At 62.3% G+C, this 17,304-nt stretch carries 16 protein-coding genes; 12 read left to right on the forward strand and 4 right to left on the reverse strand.

The window, feature by feature from the left end; all coding sequences use genetic code 11:
• Positions 1 to 186 precede the first annotated feature (186 nt).
• A complete protein-coding gene (gene thpR / locus ACXX83_RS12935) occupies positions 187 to 726 on the reverse strand; it encodes an RNA 2',3'-cyclic phosphodiesterase (RefSeq protein ID WP_458548675.1) in 540 nt (179 codons plus the stop codon).
• A 122-nt stretch (positions 727 to 848) separates the two neighbouring features.
• On the opposite strand from thpR, the gene ACXX83_RS12940 reads away from it, so the two are divergent.
• A complete protein-coding gene (locus tag ACXX83_RS12940) occupies positions 849 to 1,043 on the forward strand; it encodes a hypothetical protein (RefSeq protein ID WP_458548676.1) in 195 nt (64 codons plus the stop codon).
• Between the two features lie 14 nt (positions 1,044 to 1,057).
• Here the strand turns inward: ACXX83_RS12940 and ACXX83_RS12945 are convergent, their stop codons facing one another.
• Both ACXX83_RS12945 and ACXX83_RS12950 read right to left on the reverse strand, forming a co-directional pair.
• Positions 1,058 to 1,411, reverse strand: coding sequence for a DUF1428 domain-containing protein (locus tag ACXX83_RS12945; protein WP_458548677.1), 354 nt, complete (start codon positions 1,409 to 1,411; stop codon positions 1,058 to 1,060).
• A gap of 17 nt (positions 1,412 to 1,428) precedes the next feature.
• Positions 1,429 to 2,493, reverse strand: coding sequence for a hypothetical protein (locus ACXX83_RS12950; RefSeq protein WP_015095589.1), 1,065 nt, complete (start codon positions 2,491 to 2,493; stop codon positions 1,429 to 1,431).
• A 433-nt stretch (positions 2,494 to 2,926) separates the two neighbouring features.
• On the opposite strand from ACXX83_RS12950, the gene ACXX83_RS12955 reads away from it, so the two are divergent.
• The 8 genes from ACXX83_RS12955 to ACXX83_RS12990 all read left to right on the forward strand — a co-directional run bounded on the left by ACXX83_RS12955 (position 2,927) and on the right by ACXX83_RS12990 (position 12,204).
• A complete protein-coding gene (locus tag ACXX83_RS12955; RefSeq protein ID WP_217835525.1) occupies positions 2,927 to 3,187 on the forward strand; it encodes a hypothetical protein in 261 nt (86 codons plus the stop codon).
• Positions 3,188 to 3,384: 197 nt separating this feature from the next.
• On the forward strand, positions 3,385 to 4,518 hold the full coding sequence (locus ACXX83_RS12960; RefSeq protein WP_458548678.1) for a PAS domain-containing protein: 1,134 nt from the start codon (positions 3,385 to 3,387) through the stop codon (positions 4,516 to 4,518).
• Positions 4,515 to 5,951 (forward strand): sigma-54 interaction domain-containing protein, encoded by a 1,437-nt coding sequence (locus tag ACXX83_RS12965; RefSeq protein ID WP_458548679.1) that lies wholly within the window; start codon positions 4,515 to 4,517, stop codon positions 5,949 to 5,951. The genes ACXX83_RS12960 and ACXX83_RS12965 overlap by 4 nt, the downstream gene beginning before the upstream one ends.
• A gap of 345 nt (positions 5,952 to 6,296) precedes the next feature.
• Positions 6,297 to 6,899: a dimethylamine monooxygenase subunit DmmA family protein gene (locus ACXX83_RS12970; protein WP_217835528.1), complete on the forward strand. Its 603-nt coding sequence runs from the start codon at positions 6,297 to 6,299 to the stop codon at positions 6,897 to 6,899.
• The gene (locus tag ACXX83_RS12975; RefSeq protein ID WP_458548680.1) at positions 6,896 to 7,864 is read left to right on the forward strand and encodes a PDR/VanB family oxidoreductase; all 969 of its coding nucleotides are present in this window, start codon (positions 6,896 to 6,898) and stop codon (positions 7,862 to 7,864) included. Before ACXX83_RS12970 ends, ACXX83_RS12975 begins: the two co-directional genes overlap by 4 nt.
• A gap of 18 nt (positions 7,865 to 7,882) precedes the next feature.
• A complete protein-coding gene (locus ACXX83_RS12980) occupies positions 7,883 to 8,923 on the forward strand; it encodes a heme-dependent oxidative N-demethylase family protein (protein WP_458548681.1) in 1,041 nt (346 codons plus the stop codon).
• A gap of 139 nt (positions 8,924 to 9,062) precedes the next feature.
• Positions 9,063 to 10,595, forward strand: a complete 1,533-nt coding sequence (locus ACXX83_RS12985; protein ID WP_458548682.1) for an APC family permease — start codon at positions 9,063 to 9,065, stop codon at positions 10,593 to 10,595.
• Positions 10,596 to 10,779: 184 nt separating this feature from the next.
• Positions 10,780 to 12,204 (forward strand): gamma-aminobutyraldehyde dehydrogenase, encoded by a 1,425-nt coding sequence (locus tag ACXX83_RS12990; RefSeq protein ID WP_217837338.1) that lies wholly within the window; start codon positions 10,780 to 10,782, stop codon positions 12,202 to 12,204.
• A gap of 115 nt (positions 12,205 to 12,319) precedes the next feature.
• Here ACXX83_RS12990 and ACXX83_RS12995 read toward each other — a convergent pair whose 3' ends face one another.
• Positions 12,320 to 12,556, reverse strand: coding sequence for a hypothetical protein (locus ACXX83_RS12995; RefSeq protein ID WP_007975246.1), 237 nt, complete (start codon positions 12,554 to 12,556; stop codon positions 12,320 to 12,322).
• Between the two features lie 181 nt (positions 12,557 to 12,737).
• Between ACXX83_RS12995 and ACXX83_RS13000 the strand changes: the two genes are divergently transcribed.
• From ACXX83_RS13000 to glcE, 3 genes are all read left to right on the forward strand, one after another.
• Entirely contained in the window at positions 12,738 to 14,501 is a 1,764-nt protein-coding gene (locus ACXX83_RS13000) for an L-lactate permease (RefSeq protein ID WP_407801896.1), read from the forward strand.
• A 238-nt stretch (positions 14,502 to 14,739) separates the two neighbouring features.
• Positions 14,740 to 16,239: a glycolate oxidase subunit GlcD gene (gene glcD, locus ACXX83_RS13005; protein ID WP_458548683.1), complete on the forward strand. Its 1,500-nt coding sequence runs from the start codon at positions 14,740 to 14,742 to the stop codon at positions 16,237 to 16,239.
• Entirely contained in the window at positions 16,239 to 17,303 is a 1,065-nt protein-coding gene (gene glcE / locus ACXX83_RS13010; RefSeq protein WP_458548684.1) for a glycolate oxidase subunit GlcE, read from the forward strand. Before glcD ends, glcE begins: the two co-directional genes overlap by 1 nt.
• Position 17,304 lies beyond the last annotated feature (1 nt).

Here is a 17,304-nt window from a genome sequence, read left to right on the forward strand (position 1 = left end):
TTTTGATCTTGAAGAGCAAAATCAAAAGATCGCAGCCTGCGGCAGCTCCTACACAGATTGATGTGTTGGATGTTCAAACCTTTTCCGTTCACGCAGCGCCTTACCACCGCTGCCTCTCCTGCAAGTAGAACGGCCTCACCTGGCTCCCTCGGTTCAGGTGAATTTGGCGCCCTCGGGCGCCTTTTTTTATGGATCAATCAACGGCCATTCAGCCAGCGCCCGATAACGGCCCTTGTGGGATTCGAACAGGGTGAAGCGCTCGGCATGCAGGAAGAATTGCGGCGCGGTCGGGGACTCCGGCACCGGTGCCCGATAATCGCGCGCCAGGGTCAGGTGCGGGCGATACTCCCTTGGGGCCTGCTCCAGCCCGAACGGCAACATCGCCTGTTCCAGGGCATAGACCAGACGCAGCAATGCCGGGGGCGCCTGCTGTGGCGCGAGCACCAACGCCCCCGCCCTGCGCCATACGTCCAGCCGGTCAAGCTCCACCGTCAAGCGCTCGCCCGGCGTGCGGATGGACGCCGCTGCGGTGCAGAGCTCGGCGATCTGCGCCACACCCACCGCGCCCAAAAACTTCAGCGTCAGGTGAAAGTTGTCCGCCGGCACCGGTCGTCCGTTGCGCAGCTGCAGCGCGCTGCGCCACTGGGCGATCTCCCGGCGCTGGGCCGGGGCGCAGTCCAGCGCAAAGAACAGACGCTTGATCGGCTCGCGGGTTTCATCGTTCATGCCGCACTCCTTGTGGGAAGACTGTCTGAGTGTACTCAACACCCGCCTGCCGGCCAGCGGATTTCTGGCAACGTCCTCTAGGCGCGTTATAGTTCTGGCATCCCAAAACCGGAGGGGGGACCATGCGAAAGATCATCAGCAAAGAGCCATGGTGGGCCAGACCGCCCGCGCCAGGCCAGGATGAACTCCAGCTGGAATGGGGCTGGCTGGTGCATTACAGCGAAGGTGAGCCGCGCTTCGAGTTCATCCGCGAGCGGCCGACGGATGACGAGATCCGCGAGCGCAAGAGTTGCAGGATCACCCCGACGCCGGAGTGATCCCGCGTCCGGCATCAAGCCGTGAGGAGTACTTCAAACCCGCCGTACACCATGCGCTGGCCATCGAAGGGCATCGGATTGACCTCCGGCTTCATGCGCGGGTCCTGCATCATCTTGTCCATCCCGGCATTGCGGGTGGCCTTGTCCGGCCAGATGATCCAGCCGAAGGCAACGGTTTCGCCCTCCTTGAGCTTAACCGACATCGGGAACGAGGTGACCTTGCCTTCCGGCACGTCCTCGCCCCAGCATTCGACCACGCTCAAGGCACCGTTTTCCTTGAAGACCGAGGCGGCGATCTGAGCGTGCTTGAGGTATTGCCCACGGTTGGCGGTGGGTACGGCAGCGATAAAACCATCGACATAAGACATGAGTGTTTCTCCTTGGATCATGGGGTGTTCTGCTGGGTAGTCGGTTGCCCCGGCGTCCAATCGACAGTGCCGGCACTCAAACCGACCGGCGGTTGTGCACCGCCGCCCAGACTCCCTTCGATCTGCCCCGCCATGTAAAGCGTGCCGGCCATGACGCCGGTGGTCGGGTTCTGCACCAGCTTGATCCAGGCCTTGTCGAAGGTGTTGCCCAGGCTGCTGCGGATCAGCGCCTCGCTGTCGGGCCTGTCATTGGCCTGAATCATCGCGCGAATGGCCGCCACACCGACGGTGATCAAGCCGCCGGCGAGTCTCCCCGCGGCGGCGGCCACGGCACTGGCGGCCCCGCGCGGGGCCATCTCGGCTTCCATACGCTGGCTGGCGCGCTTGGCCACCGGCGCCATCGCGGTGTCGGTCGAACCCACGCCCCTGTCACCGCCGGCCTTATGGACTTTGTCAAGCAACGCGGTGTAGGCCGGCAATGAGTTCAGCGATTCGGTGTGCACGATCTGGTACAACGAGGCGTCCCGCGCCGGCGGCGGCCCGAGGGCAATGGCCGGGATTTTCTGGATGCGCCCATTGAGCTGGGCCATCGGCACCCCATGGCGGGTGGAGATTTTCTGCAGCTCTTCCTTGAGGATGTCGACGTAGAACGCCGCTGCCAGGCTAAGAATCGCATCGGGATCGATTTCCGCCGCCACCGGGGCCAGGACCTTCTCCTGATAAGCTTCGAGCAGATACGCCGCCAGGCGCTTGGCCGAGGCATCCTGCTCACCCTTGGCGCTGATGTTGTACCAGCTGACCTTCATCGACAGCCATTCCTGGGTCCAGTAGCTGCTGAACCACGGAATGAAATTTTCTTCGGTCAGTTCATAGACCCGCGTACGCCAGTATTCCATGGCGCCACGGGCGTAGATTCGGGTCTGTTCGGTGGCCGACTGCGACGCGGCGACGATCTCCCGGTCCACCTGTTGCCAGGTGCTGGCGGGAACGATGACCGGCGCCACTTCCACTGGCGCACGGGGCGGCGTGGCGCACCCTGCCAGCACCACCAGCACGGCAATGATCAGCGAACGCAGGTTCAAGATGGCGGCTTCCTGAAGTGTGCACCGGGCGGGATGTCCAGCACTCGAAAACCATGATTCAAGTATAGGTCGCGGCATGTGCATGGCCGACATCCGGCGGCACTTTTGGGGCCCTCTTCGCGGGCAAGCCCGCTCCCACAGGTTGCGTGTCGTGCCCGGATCATGTGGCAAGCACAAAACATTGTGGGAGCGGGCTTGCTCGCGAAGGGGCCAGAGCAGACAGCACAAAAACCACCATCACTTGCGTCGATATTCACCATCGCCGCGATTGCCTTCCGCTTGAACGCCGTCAGCGTAGGATCGATCCCAAGCCAACACGAAACCCCGAATCGGAGGGAAACCTCATGCTGATCCATCTGCTGACCTGCCTGGCCCTGACGGCGTTCACATTGAGTGTGTTTGCCTGGTACGTCCTGAGCGAGGAGCAAACTTCATGATGCACACCGTCTCCCTCGCCGTGCGTTTTCCGCTGTTCGGCAACAATTTCTACGCGCAGAAATTCGAGTCACGTAAAGAATTGACTCTGCTGTTCGACGAGAAGTTCGAAGCGCTGTTGATCCCTTCAGCCGATCATCACTTCAGTAACGAAGTGGTCGGGCTCAATGATCAGTTCCGCTTTTTGAATGACGTGCTGGCCGAGCATTTGCTGGATGTCGAGCTGGCAAAAAGCTCGGCCCGCGTCTTCGGATTCTGACGGCGACCACCGGTAAGCCCGCGTCGCTGCGCACGAACTAAGCTTGTCCATACGCTGCAAAAATGCACACTTTGCTGCATTCTCACAGCATCTAATATCCAGAAGCCTTCAAACATCACTGTTTGAAGGCTTTTTTGTTGGCACGCGATATGCCAGTGCCTGTATTCGCCCTTAAGCCAAATCGAGCCGATCGACCGATGGACATCCTGAATTTACTGGCCCATAAAGCGCACCCCTTGACCAGCACCCTGAGCATGGACGGGCACCTTGTCCACTTGTCAGCCAGCCTCAGCGATCAGTTGGGCTACGCAGCCGAAGAACTGCTCAATCAACCGATTGAACGCATTTTCAACGTCGATTCCGTTCGCACCTTGCAGGCGTTGTTCGCCAACCCACCGGCGGACGAGCAGGTACCCAGCCTGGAATTGACCCTGATTCGCCACAACGGCGGTCTGCTGCACGTGGTTGCTTGTGGCCTGCTGGAATGGCGCTCGGTACAGCCGGCGCGCTTGCATTTGCTGAAGGTTCCGCTAGGCGCCCTGGGTCATCGTTTGCGGGAAATGCACAACGCCAATGAAGTGATGAGCCAGATGCTGCAAAGCGCCAAGGTCGCGTACTGGTGCATCGAGTTCGCCGAGGCGGTGGACATCAACCATTCACCGGACGAGATTGTCCGCCAGGTGTTCGAAAACGACTCCCACTGGCGCTTGTGCAACCGTGCCATGGCCGACGTCTACGAGATGCCATCGGACGTCGATTTCAACCAGCAACCGGTTCGCCTGTATTGGCCTCGCAGCCCCGCCAATGAAGAGTTCGTGAGGCGATTGATCGAGGCCGGCTTCCATGTCGACTGCGCACTGTCGGTGGATCGCCGCCACGACGGCTCGCCGGCCTACGTCGAGAACGATGTGCGGGCGACCATCGTCAATGGTCACCTGCTGCGCATGTGGGGCAGCATCCGCGACGTCAGTCAGGAACTGCGCATGCAGCATGATGCCGAGCAGCGCATCGATGCCTTGCGCCGCGTGTTCGACGCGGTGCCGGATGCGGTGCTGGTGATCGATGAACACCTGCAACCGCAATGGCGCAACGCAGCGTTCGAGGAAACCTTTGGCATCACCCATGGCGCCGGTATCGCACGCCTGTTGCTGGACAACGGGCTACCTGAGCGCACCTGGCATACGCTGCCGCTGCCGGACCTGAGCGGTCGTGAACGCAGCTTCAATGTGCATTGTTCGCGCATCCTGATTCGCGAAGGCGTGGCCTGGCGCGTCGCCGTGCTGCGCGAAAGCCGCCAGGGTGTGCGCCGCGTCGAAGAGCTGCATCCATGAAAGACAAGAACCTGCCCCCGACGATGCAGATGGGCATGCGCTCGTCGGTCAATGTCAGTAGCGAAGTGCTCAGCGCCTTATTGGAGACTCCGGCATTGCACGCCCTGCTCGACAGCTTCAGCGAGGCGCTGATCGTCACCGATAGCGAAGGCCGGGTGCGCTTTCTCAACCTGGCGGCCGAGCGCGTCAACCGACTGTCCAGGCAGCAAGCGACAGGCTTGGCCGAAAACGAGTTTTTCCAGCGCTCGGCCTTGAACTACGACGATCTGCAAACAGCGCTCAATCGCGGCGGCAACAGTGCCCTGACCCGCTCCCGGGAAGGTCGGGTGCTGCTCAGCAGCACCCACGCCATACCCACCGGAGCCTATGAAAAGCCCTTCAGGATGCTCACCCAGAAAGACTTCGACGGCACTCAGCCACAACGACGTCCGACACTGGGCAGTCGTCCGCCGGAGCCCCAGGGGCTGCGAGACCCACAGGACAATGCCCTGCATTTGTCACCCCAGCTGTCGAACATCGCCGATACCGGCGTGCGTGCTTTCCGCCGACGCGCGCGGTTGCTGTTGCTGGGTGAACCCGGCGTCGGCAAGACCGCCATCGCCCGGCATATCCATCGCGCCGCGGGCTGGGGTGACAGGCCATTCATTCACGTCAACTGTGGCAGCATTCCCGAGAGCCTGTTCGAGTCGGAGATGTTCGGCTACGAGCGCGGCGCCTTTACCGGTGCGTTGCAGGGTGGCAAACAGGGCTACATCGAGGCGGCTTCGGGCGGCACCTTGTTTCTCGACGAGATCGGCGAGATTCCCTTGCACGTGCAGGCCAAGCTGTTGAAGTTTCTCGAAGACAGCACGATCCAGTCGGTCGGCTCGCCCCTGAGCAAAACCGTACAGGTGCAGGTCATTGCCGCCACCAACAAGGACTTGCGACACCTGGTGAGCACCGGCGAATTCCGCGCCGACCTTTACTATCGCCTGGCGGTGCTGCCGGTGGAAATTCCTCCGCTGCGCCAGCATCGCGATGATTTACCCTTCCTCATCGATATCCTGCTGAGCCGCATCAACGGTGATCGCGAGCCCTCGCTGAGCCTGTCCGCCGGTTGCCGCCGACGCCTGCTGAGCTACGACTTCCCGGGTAACATTCGCGAACTGGTGAACATCTTCGAACGGCTGGCGGTGCTCGCCGACGATGAAGCGCAGGAACATCATCTGCCGCCGGAACTGCTCGAGGCACCTCGCCCGCCACAGCGGTTGCAACCGTCGGTCATCGACGACAGCACGCCAGACAATCCCGAGCAGAATCTCAAACTTCAGGTTCAACAGTTCGAGCGCCAGGTCATCCTCCAGGCGGTCGGCTTGTGCGGCAGCAAGCGCAAGGCCGCTCAGCATCTGGGCATCGACATCGGCACGCTGATCCGTAAGTTGCAGCGCGATTGATGCGCCCGGCATTCAGCCCTGTGGGAAAACCTGTGGGAGCGGGCCTGCTCGCGAAGAGGCAGTGTCAGTCGGCATCGCGTCGTCAGGTCTGGCGCTTTCGCGAGCAGGCTCGCTCCCACAAGGATTGTGGGTTGTTCGATTTCGCCTGACTGCTGCAAAAACGCCTACACACCTGGCTACTCTTGCCTATCTTCCAACCAACAAACCAAAATAAATCCTTTTAATTCAACAGTTTGAATAACTGGCACGACCTGTGCTCCTGCTATCGGCAACCCATCGTTATTGGGCTTTTGCATCAAGGCCGACGTTCATTCGGCGCGCCGGTAGCCAGGAGGAAAAATAATAATGTTGATCACCGGGATCAAAAGCCGGCCAGTCTATGACCGGCTGCAACCCTTGCCGGGAGGCAGGCGGCACATCATCGCCGGTCAAGGCAGTGGCGGTCGCGCCATGTTGCGCTTGCTGGACGAGATGACCGGGCTGGATGGCCCCATCACCTTGCTGTACTCCAAAGAGTCGTTTTCCGGCCAGGACTTTCTGACCGACCTGCAGCGCTACCCGGACCACGAGCTGCGTCCGTATGCCAGCAACCAGGCATTGATCGATGACCTGAACGACCTGCTGTCTGCTGCGCACATGGGCACCCGACTGTACCTCGCAGGCTCCGAAAGTTTCCTGGGCAGCGCCATGCAAGTGGCCACCCGCTTCGACCTCAATCGCGATGAAGTGCTGCGCGAGCACTCCGGCACGCTGGTGCGGCGAGTGTGGTGCGTGCACTGCGACACCTACACCGAAAACGTCACCCAACGCGTCTATGACTGCCCCGGTTGCAGCCTGACGCTGGTGGTGCGCGATCACTATTCCCGGCGATTGGCGGCGTTTCAGGCGGTCAAGGCCGACGCCGAAGTACCGGGAGAATTGCCGCCAGCCGAGGAGCTCGATACATGAGCCAGAACAACGGAACCCTGAACCTGCGCGTGGCCCGCATCGAATCGGTAACCCCGGAAATCAAGCGCTTCACCCTGGTCTCGCCGAGCGGCGAACACCTGCCGGCATTCTCCGGTGGCAGCCATGTGGTGGTGCTGGTCGCCAATCCGGACAAGACCTTGCGCAACCCCTATTCGCTGCTCAGTTCGCCCTACGACACCAGCAGTTATCAGATTGCCGTGCGCCGCGTCGACAGCGGTCGCGGAGGTTCGGTGGCGCTGCACGACAACGTCAACGAAGGCGACCTGATCGAGGTCACGCCACCGGTCAACCTGTTCCCGCTGATCAAGCAAGCGCGCCTGCACCTGTTCATTGCCGGCGGTGTCGGTATCACGCCGGTGATTTCCCAACTGGAAGAACTGCGCCTGAGCAACGTGCCGTTCGAACTGCATTACGCCGTGCGCGGTGAAGAACATGCGCAACTGGGCAAGGAGCTGCAGGCGACCTTTGGCGAGCAGGTCCACCTGTACCGCAAAGGCGTGGAATCGCGCATGGAGATCGGCCGGATTCTCGCTGACCGCCCGCTGGGCAGCCATGTCTACGTGTGTGGCCCGGACAGCATGATCGACGCCACCCTGGCCTGTGCCCGCGATCTGGGCTGGACTGAAAGCCACGTGCACTACGAGCGTTTCCTTGAGCAAAGCAGCGGCGGCGAGGCCTTCAGCTTCACCCTCGGCCGTAGCGGCACGACCATCGAAGTCTCGCCTGACCAGACCATGCTCGAAGCGGTGGAAGCCGCCGGTTTCAGCATGCCTTACCTGTGCCGCGGCGGCGCTTGTGGCCACTGCGAAACCGCCGTCCTGGAACTGGACGGCGAGTTGCTCCACACCGACGACTGGCTGTCCGACGAAGACAAGGCCAGCGGCAAGAAAATCATGCCCTGCGTATCCCGCGCCGAATGCAATCGCCTGGTCATCGACCTCTGATCGACGGAAGACATAACAATGACAATCACCTTCAACCGCGACGAAACCTATCGCGACGACTACACCTTCGCCAACCGCCCGGAAACCATCGCCCGCGCGCCCTTCCCGTTTCCCGATGACGACTACATGTACTCGATGAACCTCGAGCCGCATGTCTCGGTGGGCGACGGCGCGTTCCGTGCCGCGTTCGACATCGACGAGCACTACATCAGCGAATGCCGTGATCGCGCCATCACCCTGGAGAAGGACCCGGGCATGCACTACGTCTCGGCGCCGCACATGATGGAGGCGCAGTGGGACCTGCTCGAACTGATCATGGAGTCCTACGCCCGCGACTATCCGCAGTACTTCAGCCTGGCCCGTGAAGGCCGGCAGTGGCACTGGACCAACCGGCTGCTGAACATCGACGACCACTTCACCTTCGGCGACCCGGCGACCCTGCCCTATGAGCCGATGGAGTACGTGACCCGCCAGGCCCAGGGCGACTGGGTGTTACAGGAAGAACGCGACGGCACCCTCTACTGGGGCGCAGGCATCGCCACCCAGCGCGCCGATTATTCGCTGCGCTTCAACCTCGGCATGAGCTGGGAAGAATTCCACGGCCCGGTGCCGCTGGTGAAGGAAATCGGCATGCTCGACCGTGCCCTCAAGTTCCTTCTGCGCCTGCGCACCGGCCACCCGGTGCGTCGCCTGAACTGGTCGCTGACCGTCAACCCGCGCCTTGAAGTCTCGGCCGAAAGCCTGCCGGAATGGGCACCGGACCGTACCCTCGTGACCGCCGAAAACGCCGGCAAGCTGGTGTACCTGCGCATCGAGCTACAACCGCTGCACCGCTTGCCCCGCAGCAACGCGATCGTATTCCCGATCCGCACCTACCTGCTCAGCCTTGAAGACATCGCCACCAACCCGGCATGGGCCCGGCGCATGCACCGGGTGTTGCGCGACCTGAATCAGCAATTGGTCGACTACAAGGGCTTCAGCCGCTACCGCGATGCGGCGGTGGCGTGGCTTTCGCAGTATGACGACGGGCGTGACAGCGAGCCGCGCAAACAGGCTTGAGTGCACGCTTTTGTGGGAGCGAGCCCGCTCGCCCCCACACTGGATCTGCGCAGTACCTACAACAAAAAGCCCGAAACGGGCACGGGCGATTCAACCCGCCCACCTTGCCATCCACTGCCATTGATAATGAGGAAATAAAATGAGTGGCTCATCCAACACGCGTGCAAGCAGCAGCGCCGATCAAGACGCGGAACAACTGCGCGCCCTCGGCTACAGCTCGGATTTCAATCGCAGCATGAGCCTGTGGGAGAACTTCTCCCTGGGCTTTACCTACCTGTCGCCGGTGGTCGGCGTCTACACCCTGTTCGGCCTGTGCCTGGCTGCCGGCGGCCCGCCGATGTTCTGGTCGTACCTGTTGATCGGCGCCGGGCAAATGCTGGTGTGCCTGATCTTCGGGGAAGTGGTTTCGCAGTTCCCGATTTCCGGTGGTGTTTACCCTTGGGCCCGTCGCCTGGTGGGCAAGCGCTGGGCGTGGATGGTTGGCTGGGTATATGCCTGGGCGCTGTGCGCGACCATCGCCGGCGTCGCCGTGGGTGCCGGACCGTACCTGGCAATCATGATGGGCTTCCACCCCGGACCCGAGGCGAATATCTATATTGCCCTGGGCATCATCCTGCTTTCGACCGCGCTCAACCTGGTGGGCACCAAGCTGCTGGCCCGGGTGGCGATGTTCGGTTTCCTCTGCGAACTGGTCGGCGCGATTCTGGTGGGCGGCTACCTGTTGATTTTCGAGCGCCACCAGCCGTTCAGCGTGCTGTTCGACACCTTCAACCTGCAAGTCAACGGTTCGTACCTGCCGGCGTTCCTCGCGGCGTCCCTGGCGGGTCTGTTCCAGTACTACGGCTTCGAGGCCTGCGGCGATGTGGCCGAGGAAACCCCGAACCCGGGCAAGCGCATTCCCAAGGCCATGCGCATGACCATCTACATCGGTGGCGCGGCGGCGATGTTCGCCTGCCTGGCACTGATTCTCTCGGTGCCGGACATGGCCAAGGTGCTGGCCGGTGAAGACACCGATCCGGTCGCCACCATCCTCGCCAACGCATTCGGCCCGGTGGGCTCGCGCCTGGTCATGGCCGTGGTGATGGTCTCGTTCATTTCCTGCGTGTTGAGCCTGCAAGCGGCGGCCAGCCGACTGTTGTTCGCCTATGCCCGGGACGAAATGATCGTTGGCAGTTCGCTGTTCAAACGCCTCTCGGCTAACCATGTGCCGTCGTTTGCGTTGGTGGTCAGCGGCCTGGTGCCCGCCGCCATCGTCTGCCTGGGGATGTTCATGGCCGATGCCGTGGCGACCATCGTCGGCTTCGCAGCGATTGGTATCTATGTGGCGTTCCAGTTGATCGTGGTGGCTGCCCTGATCGCCCGCGCCAAGGGCTGGCGTCCGAACGGCCAATTCACCCTCGGTGCCTGGGGCCTGTGGGTGAACCTCGCCGCGCTGGTCTATGGCGTGTGCGCCATCATCAATATGGTCTGGCCACGTTCGCCGGACGCGCCGTGGTACATCAACTATTCGATGATCCTGACCACCCTGGTGGTAATGGGTGCCGGCCTGGTCTACATGCTGCTGGGCAAGCCTTACGACAAAGGCACGGCGCCGGCGGGCGATGCGTGGAAGTTTTCCAGGCCGAACACCAAGGCGGCCAAGGTTTCCGGCGCGTCGCTGCAACAGCCGTGACACCTGACTGACAACTCAATCCCCAATATGGAAACCGAGTCCTGTGGGAGCGGGCTTGCTCGCGAAGAGGCCATCACATTCAACAATGATGGCGACTGATAAACCGCTTTCGCGAGCAAGCCCGCTCCCACATTTTGGCCGGTTTCCACAGAGAAAAAACAACAGTTCCGAAGAGGACAACGCCATGCAAACCAAACTCTTGATCAACGGCCAACTGCAAGTCGGCGAAGGCCCCGCCCAACCGGTGTTCAACCCTGCGCTGGGTCGTGTGCTGGTGGAAATCAACGAAGCCAGCGAAGCCCAGGTCGATGCCGCCGTGCGTGCCGCCGACGCCGCCTTCGACAGCTGGTCGCAGACCCCGCCGAAAGAGCGTTCGCTGCTGCTGCTCAAACTCGCCGATGCCATCGAGGCCCACGGCGAAGAGCTGGCCAAACTGGAATCGGACAACTGCGGCAAGCCTTACAGCGCCGCGCTGAACGACGAGATCCCGGCGATTGCCGACGTGTTCCGCTTCTTTGCCGGCGCCAGCCGCTGCATGAGCGGCTCGGCCGGTGGCGAATACCTGCCGGGCCACACCTCGATGATCCGCCGCGACCCGGTGGGCGTGATCGCCTCCATCGCGCCGTGGAACTACCCGCTGATGATGGTCGCCTGGAAAATCGCCCCGGCCCTGGCCGCCGGTAATACCGTGGTGCTCAAACCGTCGGAACAGACCCCGCTGACTGCGCTACGCCTGGCCGAACTGGCGTCAGACATCTTCCCGGCCGGCGTGCTCAACCTGGTGTTCGGCCGTGGTCCTAGCGTCGGCAGCCCGCTGGTCACCCACCCGAAAGTGCGCATGGTGTCGCTGACCGGTTCGATCGCCACCGGCTCGAACATCATTTCCAGCACCGCCGACAGCGTCAAACGCATGCACATGGAACTGGGCGGCAAGGCCCCGGTGATCATCTTCGACGACGCCGACATCGACGCGGCCGTCGAAGGCATCCGCACCTTCGGGTTCTACAACGCCGGCCAGGACTGCACCGCCGCCTGCCGCATCTACGCGCAGGAAGGCATCTACGAGAAATTCGTCGAGAAACTCGGTGCCGCCGTCAGCAGCATCAAGTACGGCTTGCAGGACGATCCGTCGACCGAACTCGGCCCGCTGATCACCGCACAACACCGCGACCGCGTCGCCGGTTTCGTCGAACGCGCCATCGCCCAGCCGCACATTCGCCTGATCACCGGCGGTAAAGCGGTGGACGGCAATGGTTTCTTCTTCGAACCAACGGTGCTGGCCGACGCCCAGCAGGATGACGAAATCGTGCGGCGCGAAGTGTTCGGGCCGGTGGTGTCGGTGACCAGGTTCAGCGATGAAGCGCAGGTGCTGGGCTGGGCCAACGACTCGGACTACGGCCTGGCCTCTTCAGTGTGGACCGCCGACGTCGGCCGCGCCCATCGCCTGTCAGCGCGCTTGCAGTACGGCTGCACCTGGGTCAATACGCACTTCATGCTGGTCAGCGAAATGCCTCATGGCGGTCAGAAGTTGTCCGGGTATGGCAAGGACATGTCCATGTATGGGCTGGAGGATTACACCGTTGTGCGGCATGTGATGTTCAAGCATTAACAGCGAAAAGATCGCAGCCTTCGGCAGCTCCTACAAAGAGCGCCGTACACCCTGTAGGAGCTGCCGCAGGCTGCGATCTTTTCCGCAGACACAAGGATGACGTCAGCACAACCGCTCACAACGTTCGCTGGCTATTGCCAGTGCCCCTCGCAATATCGATTCCCCAATCCATCGCCGCCTCCATGTCCAGCATGTGCGGCCGTGGGTCGTGGTTTTCGTCGATGACCGAGCCGTCCGGCTTGTAGACACCGATAAACATGCCCAACGAACCGTCTTTCAATATCTCGGCGGTGACTTTGATTTTGCATCCGTTCGATAGCGTCTCCTTATGCTCTATATGGCGCTCGGTCATGACTGCATTCCTCCCCTGACTGGATTCAAACCCTACTGGCCATGCTAGCTCAGGCCTCTGGAATGCGCCGCCCCGCTGGACCGGAGGGCCTGGCCTGACAGCGGCGCAATGCCTCCTATACTCAAGGCCACCTCCCCTCCAGGGGATCTGCACGTCCAACAATAAAAAGCAGAGGTGGAACATGGTCTGGCAGCAAGTCTACGATCCGTTCGGTAACCCGGTGCTTTCAACGCTCATGGCGGCTGTGCCGGTGGTGGTGATGCTGGCGTCCCTCGCGTTTTTCCATATCAAGGCGCACCTGGCGGCGCTGCTCGCCCTGGTCTCGGCCTTGCTGATCTCGATCTTCGCCTTCGGCATGCCGGCGAACATGGCCGGTTCCGCGGCGCTGTTCGGTGCAGCCAACGGTTTGCTGCCGATTGGCTGGATCGTGTTGAACATCATCTTCCTGCACCGCCTGACCACCGAGAACGGTTCGTTCAAGGTGCTGCAAGACTCCCTGGCGCGCATCACCGATGACCGGCGTCTGCAATTGCTCCTGATCGCCTTCTGCTTCGGTGCGTTTTTCGAAGGCGCGGCCGGTTTCGGTACGCCGGTGGCAGTGACCGGGGCGATTCTCATCGGGCTCGGCTTCTCTCCGCTTGCCGCCTCGGGGCTGGCGCTGATCGCCAACACCGCGCCGGTGGCATTCGGCGCCCTCGGCACGCCGATCATCACCCTGGCCAAGGTCACGGGGCTGGATGAGATGGAGCTGTCGATGATGGTCGGTCGGCAGTTGCCCTTCTTCTCGGTGCTGGTGCCGTTCTGGCTGATCTGGGCCTTTGCCGGCTGGCGCAAGATGCTGGAGATCTGGCCGGCGATCCTGGTGGCCGGGGTCAGTTTTGCCATTCCGCAGTTCCTCGTGTCGAACTATCACGGGCCCATGCTGGTGGATGTGATCGCCGCGCTGATTTCCATGGCCTGCCTGACCGGTTTCCTCAAGGTCTGGAAACCGGCCACCGTGCACACCTCCGCCGCCCTGTCCGGCCGGGTCGACAACTCGAAGATCGATGTCGAGCACGACGAAAAGCCCGTACCCACTGCAACCTTTGCCAGCGAGGCGAAACCGGCGGTGATGCGGGCGTGGATGCCGTGGATCATCCTGACGGTCTTCGTGTTCATCTGGGGCACCCAGGGTTTCAAGAACACCTTCGACACCCGCCCTGCCATCGACCCGCAAACCAGTGCCGTCAAGCTCGATCCGCAGGGCAAGCCGATGCGCGAAGCCAACCCGCTGTTTGCGCCGGTCGTGACCTTCAACACCCTGCATTTGCAGATCGAGAAAGTCCCGCCCGTGGTGGCCGCGCCGAAAACCGAGGAGGCGGTGTACAAGTTCACCTGGTTCACCTCCACCGGCAGCGGCATTCTGCTGGCGGCGATTGTCGGCGGCTTGCTGATGGGGTACTCGATCCCGCAACTGATTCACCAGTACCTGCGCACTTTGTGGGTAGTGCGTTACTCGCTGATCACCATTGTGGCGATGCTCGCCCTGGGCTTTCTCACGCGCTACTCGGGCCTGGATGCGACCATGGGCCTGGCCTTCGCCGCGACGGGCATTTTCTACCCGATGTTCGGCACCCTGCTCGGCTGGCTCGGCGTGGCGCTGACCGGCTCGGACACCGCGTCCAACGTGCTGTTCGGCGGCCTGCAACGGGTGACGTCCGAGCAACTGGGAATCAGCCCGGTGTTGATGGCCGCCGCCAACAGTTCCGGCGGGGTCATGGGCAAGATGGTCGACGCCCAGTCGATCGTGGTCGCCTCCACCGCCACCCGCTGGTACGGCCATGAAGGGGAAATCCTGCGCTACGTGTTCTTCCACTCGATTGTGCTGGCGATTCTGGTCGGCGGGCTGGTGACGTTGCAGGCCTACGTCGCGCCGTTCAGCCATATGGTGGTGGGCGGACATTGAATCGAACTGTGGGAGCGGGCTTGCTCGCGATGACGGTGGCACAGTCGACATCTCTGTTGAACGTGACACCGCTATCGCGAGCAAGCTCGCTCCCACAGTGGACGGTGGTTTTTATTGAATGATTGGTCCGTCGAGCAGACAAAGATCACATGGACAGCTGAGTCTGGCGGGCCAATGATTAAGACAGTGGACCGCAAAAACAGACCTCACGCATCAACAAAACGAGTGTCGAGCGCCGATGAACATTCTCTACGATGAACGCGTTGACGGCGCCTTGCCCGACGTCGACAGACACGCACTGTTGCAGGCCCTGCAGAGCCGCTTGCCGGGCCTGGAAATCCTGCATCAGCAGGAGGAACTCAGGCCCTACGAATGCGATGGACTGTCGGCCTATCGCACCACGCCGATGCTGGTGGTGCTGCCCCGGCACATCGACGAAGTGCAAGGGGTGCTGCGCGTCTGTCATGAGCTGCACGTCCCGGTCGTCGCCCGTGGCGCCGGCACCGGTTTGTCCGGCGGCGCGCTGCCCCTTGAGAAAGGCGTGCTGCTGGTGATGGCGCGCTTCAACAACATCCTGGGCATCGACCCCGCCGCCCGTACCGCGCGGGTTCAGCCGGGTGTGCGCAATCTGGCGATTTCCCAGGCGGCGGCACCGTTCGGCCTGTATTACGCGCCGGATCCGTCCTCGCAAATTGCCTGCTCCATCGGCGGCAACGTCGCGGAAAATGCCGGTGGCGTGCATTGCCTGAAGTACGGCCTGACCGTGCACAACGTGCTCAAGGTCGACATCCTCACGGTCGATGGCGAGCATTTGAGCCTGGGCTCCAACGCCCTCGACGCCCCCGGTTTCGATCTGCTGGCACTGTTCACCGGCTCCGAAGGCCTGCTCGGGGTGATCACCGAGGTCACGGTCAAGCTGCTGCCCAAACCGCAGACCGCCAAGGTATTGCTGGCGGCGTTCGACTCCGTGGAAAAAGCCGGGCGCGCCGTCGGCGACATCATTGCCGCCGGCATCATCCCCGGGGGCCTGGAAATGATGGACAACCTGGCCATCCGCGCCGCCGAGGACTTCATCCACGCCGGTTATCCGGTGGAGGCCCAGGCCATTCTGCTGTGCGAGCTCGATGGTGTTGAAGCCGATGTCTCGGATGACTGCGACCGGGTGCGCCAGGTACTGCAGCAGGCCGGTGCGAACGAGGTGCGCCAGGCCAAAGACGAAGCCGAGCGCGTGCGTTTCTGGGCCGGGCGCAAGAACGCCTTCCCGGCGGTGGGCCGCCTCTCGCCGGATTATTACTGCATGGACGGCACCATCCCCCGTCGCGAATTGCCCGGCGTGCTGCATGCCATCGCCGAACTGTCGAACGAATACGGCCTGCGGGTGGCCAACGTATTCCACGCCGGCGACGGCAACATGCATCCGTTGATTCTGTTCGACGCCAATCAACCCGGTGAACTTGAGCGCGCGGAAAACCTGGGCGGCAAGATTCTGGAGCTGTGCGTGAAGGTCGGCGGCAGCATCACCGGTGAGCACGGTGTGGGCCGCGAGAAGATCAACCAGATGTGCGCGCAGTTCAACAGCGATGAGCTGACCCTGTTCCATGCCATCAAAGCCGCCTTCGACCCGAGCGGCCTGCTCAACCCCGGCAAGAACATTCCGACCCTGCATCGCTGCGCCGAATTCGGCGCCATGCACATACATGACGGTCAATTGCCCTTCCCCGAGCTGGAGCGTTTCTGATGCACGGCCCTGCAGACTTCGATGACAGCCAACTGCTCCTGGAACAGGTCAATCAGGCGCTGGAAAACGCTACGCCGTTGCGCATCCAGGGTTCCAACAGCAAAGGTTTTCTTGGCCGCACCACGGCCGGGGAAATTCTCGATACCCGCGCGCACCGGGGCATCATCAGTTACGACCCGACCGAACTGGTGATCACCGCCCGTTGCGGCACGCCGCTGGCGGAGCTGGCGCAGGCGCTGGATGCCGCGCAACAGATGCTGCCCTGCGAGCCGCCGTCCTTTGGCGACGGCGCCACGGTCGGCGGCATGATCGCCTGCGGGCTGTCCGGCCCGCGGCGCCCGTGGTCCGGCTCGGTGCGCGATTTCGTCCTCGGCACGCGAGTCATCACCGGGCAAGGCAAGCTGTTGCGCTTCGGTGGCGAGGTGATGAAAAACGTCGCCGGCTACGACCTGTCACGCCTGATGACCGGCAGTTACGGCTGCCTCGGGCTGATCGCCGAAGTCTCGCTCAAAGTGCTGCCAAAACCCCGGAAAGTCCTGAGTATCAGCCTGGAAATGGACCCTGAACGCGCCTTGCTGCGTCTGGCACAATGGGGCCAGCAACCGTTGCCGATCAGCGCAGCCTGTCACGACGGTACACGCCTGCACCTGCGGCTCGAGGGCGGTGAAGGTTCAGTGGCGGCGGCCCACGAGCGCCTCGGTGGCGAACGGCTGGACGCTTCGTACTGGGAAGATCTCAACGAACAGCGCTTGAGTTTCTTCGACGAGGACCAGCCGCTTTGGCGCCTGTCACTGCCGCACAACACACCGCGCCTGTCGCTGCCGGGGCGTCAGTTGATCGACTGGGGCGGCGCCCAGCGCTGGTTGAAATCCGATGCCGAAGCGGCGTTCATCCGCCAGGTCGTCGATGAAGTCGGCGGGCATGTCACCTGCTTCAGCCACGGCCTCACCGACACCCCGTTTCAGCCGCTGCCCCCGGCCCTCATGCGCTATCACCGCAACCTGAAACAACAGCTCGATCCACGGGGCATCTTCAACCCCGGACGCCTGTACGCGGAGCTTTGAA

The organism is Pseudomonas sp. GNP012 (assembly GCF_054343835.1).